The following is a 401-nucleotide window of genomic DNA, read 5'->3' on the forward strand; positions in this document are numbered from 1 at the left end:
AAAGATGATCAGGTTGATAGGTCAGAGGTGGAAGCGTGGCGACATGTGGAGCTGACTGATACTAATCGATCGAGGACTTAACCAAAACGAAAAGCGGAGGCGACTGTTCAACTTCGAGAGACGTTGGCGAGCCGGTCATTCAAATCCTGGTTTTGGGATTTGGAGGGACGGATCGAAACGGCCGAGAAGTTAGGAGCCGAAGCTAGACAAGTCCTATTGGTGAATACTCGGCAAAATTCTTCTTCATACATTATCTAGTTTTGAGGGAACGAAATTTCTTCAATCAAATAGTCCGGTGGCGATAGCGAGAAGGTCACACCCGTTCCCATACCGAACACGGAAGTTAAGCTTCTCAGCGCCGATGGTAGTTGGGGGCTGTCCCCCTGTGAGAGTAGGACGCT

2 rRNA genes are annotated in these 401 nt (G+C 49.4%); both read left to right on the forward strand.

Features of this window, described 5'->3' with window-relative positions:
- Positions 1–85: ribosomal RNA gene (locus M3205_RS25295) — 23S ribosomal RNA — on the forward strand; the annotation flags it as partial.
- A 206-nt stretch (positions 86–291) separates the two neighbouring features.
- Positions 292–401, forward strand: a 5S ribosomal RNA gene (rrf, locus tag M3205_RS25300); the annotation flags it as partial.

Source organism: Cytobacillus firmus, from assembly GCF_023715565.1.
GTDB classification, from domain to species: Bacteria; Bacillota; Bacilli; order Bacillales; family Cytobacillaceae; genus Cytobacillus; species Cytobacillus firmus_C.